3 protein-coding genes and 1 pseudogene are annotated in these 3372 nt (G+C 58.4%); 1 reads left to right on the top strand and 3 read right to left on the bottom strand.

The features are described 5' to 3' along the window. The 3 genes from Q0O40_RS15715 to Q0O40_RS15705 all read right to left on the bottom strand — a co-directional run. On the bottom strand, nt 1-521 hold a 521-nt coding region (locus tag Q0O40_RS15715), incomplete at its 3' end, for an insulinase family protein (RefSeq protein WP_295532064.1). Nucleotides 522-594: 73 nt separating this feature from the next. Next, a complete protein-coding gene (locus Q0O40_RS15710; RefSeq protein WP_295532061.1) occupies nt 595-1218 on the bottom strand; it encodes an MSMEG_1061 family FMN-dependent PPOX-type flavoprotein in 624 nt (207 codons plus the stop codon). A 227-nt stretch (nt 1219-1445) separates the two neighbouring features. Continuing rightward, nucleotides 1446-2975, bottom strand: coding sequence for a hypothetical protein (locus tag Q0O40_RS15705; protein WP_295532058.1), 1530 nt, complete (start codon nt 2973-2975; stop codon nt 1446-1448). A gap of 280 nt (nt 2976-3255) precedes the next feature. Here Q0O40_RS15705 and Q0O40_RS15700 point away from each other — a divergent pair. Then, nucleotides 3256-3372: pseudogene (locus tag Q0O40_RS15700) on the top strand (IS5/IS1182 family transposase); the annotation flags it as partial.

The raw sequence follows: 3372 nt of genomic DNA, 5'->3' as shown, positions 1-3372 counted from the left end.
CGCTCGCGCGCCACGGCGGCGGGATCGAAAGTCAGCTCGCTGGCGGTTTCGCGCATGATCATCAGCGCGGTATCGAGCAATTTCGGATCGGCGCGCGGCAGATCGAGCAGGTAGAGCGTGTGTTCGAAGCTGGTCTGCGCGTTGGTATCCGCGCCGAACGCGAGGCCTTCGCGCTCCAAAAGCTTGACCATCTCGCCCTCGGGCACATGCGCCGATCCGTTGAACGCCATATGCTCGACAAAATGGGCAAAACCGCGCTCGTTATCCGCCTCGTCGAGCGATCCCGCAGCGATATTCATGCGCACCAGCGCGGTGCCGGGCGGAGTGGCATTGCGGCGCAGGATGAAGCGCATGCCATTGGCAAGGCGGCCAAAGCGGAACGCCGGATCGACCGGCAGATCGCTTTTCTGGAAGGCCCAATCGGGTTTGGGCGGCGGCGCGCTGGCAAGGCGCGCAGGCTGCGCAGCGCAGGCGGCGAGCGAAAGGGCGGCGAGCAGGGCAATAATGCGGCGCAGGATCATCGTTGGCGCTTTTGGCGGCTGGAGGATGAATGCGCAATGATGGCCTTGGGGAAGGGCGAGGCGGTCAACGGCGCTAGTACAGTTCGTCCTTGTAGACCTGATCCAGCACCTGTTCGGTGTGGGCCACGTCGTCGGTGCCGAGCAGCTTCTGGCTGGCATAGCCGCGCGCGGCGATGGATTTTGCGTCTCCGGTCCATTTCTCCGGTTGCCAGAGATGCGAGCGGATGAGCGCCTTGCCGCAATGGAAATGGCATTCGGTGGGGCGCACGCGGGTGTAGAGCAGGGCAGGCTTGCCACCGACTTGCATGGCCTCCAGCGTTTCGGGGTCGTTGTGAATGGTGGCCAGCCCCTTGATGCGCAGCGTTTCGCGCTGGTGCGGGGCGAGGAAGATCAGCCCGATCTGGCCACCTCGCAGGATATTGCGAAAGCCGAAGGTCAGCCGGTTGCCGGGGCGCTCGGGGATGAGCAGGTCGCCCTGTTCGTCGACGCGAACGAACCCGGCGGGATCACCCTTGGGCGAAATGTCGGGGCGGCCCTGCGCATCGATGGTGGCGATCATGGCCAGCGGCGAGGATTGGATGAACGCGCGCATGGAGTCTGACAGGCTTTCGGTGATCTTGGCGCGGACGAACTCCATCGGTTCGCCAAGCACGGCTTCGAGCGCGGCTTCGTCGGTGATCTGGTGGGTGGCGGGCATGGGGCGGTCCTCCTGTCGGGGGTGATCATGCTATGCTTGGGGGCTGTGCGCAATCAATGCCTGCGATTTGGAGTGGGGCGGTAGCGGGGTGCAGGATTATCGCTGCCGGTTGCGGTGGCTGGCAGTTGAGTGCGCGGTCTGGGGATTTTGGAAGGGCGTTAGATAGCCCGCATTCCGATACTCTTCGTGTGGAACGACAAAGAGAGTTCGAAGATTACAATGTCAAACTAGCGAATTTTCGTACGCTTTGTGCGAGGCAAAAGCTCAATGCATTCCTGCATCGTGCGGTGATTGACGCAGTGTTCGAATGGTGATTTCCCAAATTTCGGGTGAAATGTGTGAAGAAACAATTCGAGGTGCTGCTCATCATAGACTTTCGAGGCGGCCTGTCGTAGTTCATTACGACGGGAAGACGCTTCATTTCGAGCACGAATGGCGGCTCGGCGAACAACGGCTGCCGATGCAAGACTTACCCTAGCACGCTGATACGATAGATCATCGAGGCCGGCCTGATCGATCCAAGACATTTCATCATCGTCTTCCGACGGTCCTGAAAGCCAGGAGTTGGCATCCTCGCCCAATTCTAGCTGAGCCGCTTGGGTCAGGCTCAGCCGACGGTTTGAGGCCGCCATCAAAAGCTTTTCTCGCGCGCGGAGTTGGGCGCGAGCAATCTCTTCTGAGAGCGGAAGCCCGAGTATTTCGTCTGTGACCGGCCCGCCTTCGCTCAAAAGTTCGATACGCTTCAATGCGCGATCAAAGTCGCGAAAGGCATCATCGCCAAGCCGACAAAGTGTTGTGGGATCGGCTTTTTGGCCCGGTGCGCGCATCGTGAGCCAGCGATCAAGATCAAACGAGCCAAGCTCTGATGCAGGCAGCCGCGCGAGTATGACGTTTATGCGGTGGCGCAAATCCTCGGATCGGCTTTCGAATTCCTGCCGTCGCCGCTCGCTTGCGGAAAGCCGATCAGCATATTCTTGTGTGACGGTAAATTCTCCTGCTTCGGAGCGCCACAAAAAACCAGTACCAGCGAGGTCGTCGAGAAACAATTCGACCGCCTCGGTCGGTACTCGGTGATGTGGCCACTCATCACGTAGCTTCGCGATCACTGCTGCCGCCAACGGGCGACGAAAATCAGGAACAAGATGACGGCTGATCGTACGTAACGCACGACTGATTGAAATTTTCTCAGGCCACTGATAATCCAGTGCATTAGGAAATGTAATTAATTCCTTCACTAGGTCGGCTTGCCAAATGAGCGGGTGAACGGCAAAACCGACTGTCTTCGGATGCGACCAAGGTACATCGTGAAATTGTTCGACGAACGCACTGATTCGATCTGGGATTTGGTTTAAATCGCCCTTGTGTGTTCGGACCGCTTGAATGAGCCGCGCGCTTTCGCGCTGCGCCTCCATCTGCTCGCTGCGGACCCTTCGGGCTTCTGCCGCAGCAAGGCGTTTTGCGCGATCCTCTAACTCCCTCAGCTTCTTTGCAGCCTCGGCCGCTAGACGGTCGCGCAAGCGATCATCGAATTTTGCCTGCTTGGCATTGCTGAGCCAATCACGTGGTCCGCTCGTGAGCAACGCATCCTCAACCTCAGCTTGTTTTGTCGATGTACGGAATCGCCTAAGGTCAATTTCGACGGCCGAAAGGCCGATGCTCCTTAGCTTAGCAACCTTAGTCTCATCACAAGCATGGGTTACGCGAACCTCGACAATTAGTTGTGTGCCATTTTCGGTGATTAGGACGACGTCCGGCACGATCGTATTGAGCCGCTTTTCTAGTTTTGCATGTGCGAACGTGTAGATTCTGGCGGGACTTACAATCTCCTTCTGCCCCTCGTGTTCAGCAATGATGGGAGGAATGGTCAGCCTCTTTTCGCGCTCCAGAAACTCCTTTGCCCAAATATGCGCATTCGTCTCAGCAATATGGCTACAGGATACGGATTTAATATGGTGAGCGAAGTGGACGCCTCGAAAAACCGGTAGCGCTTGAGGGCGCCGCGTGATTCACTGCCGGTCGATGACGGTGGAGGCGGCGATGGCGGGACAGCCTGGTTTCTTTGATCTTTCGGACAGGTACGAGGCGTTGAGCGCGGCGGGTGATCCGCTTGAGCGCCTAGCGGCTGTCGTCGACTTCGAGGTTTTCCGCGGACCG

The organism is Novosphingobium sp. Chol11 (assembly GCF_945870625.1).
GTDB lineage: Bacteria > Pseudomonadota > Alphaproteobacteria > Sphingomonadales > Sphingomonadaceae > Novosphingobium.
This window is presented reverse-complemented; position numbering and strand designations above follow the sequence as displayed.

Bases quoted from the DNA above. Each gene is read 5' to 3' on its own strand.
- Q0O40_RS15710 (WP_295532061.1), bottom strand. From the start codon at position 1,218: ATGCCCGCCACCCACCAGATCACCGACGAAGCCGCGCTCGAAGCCGTG.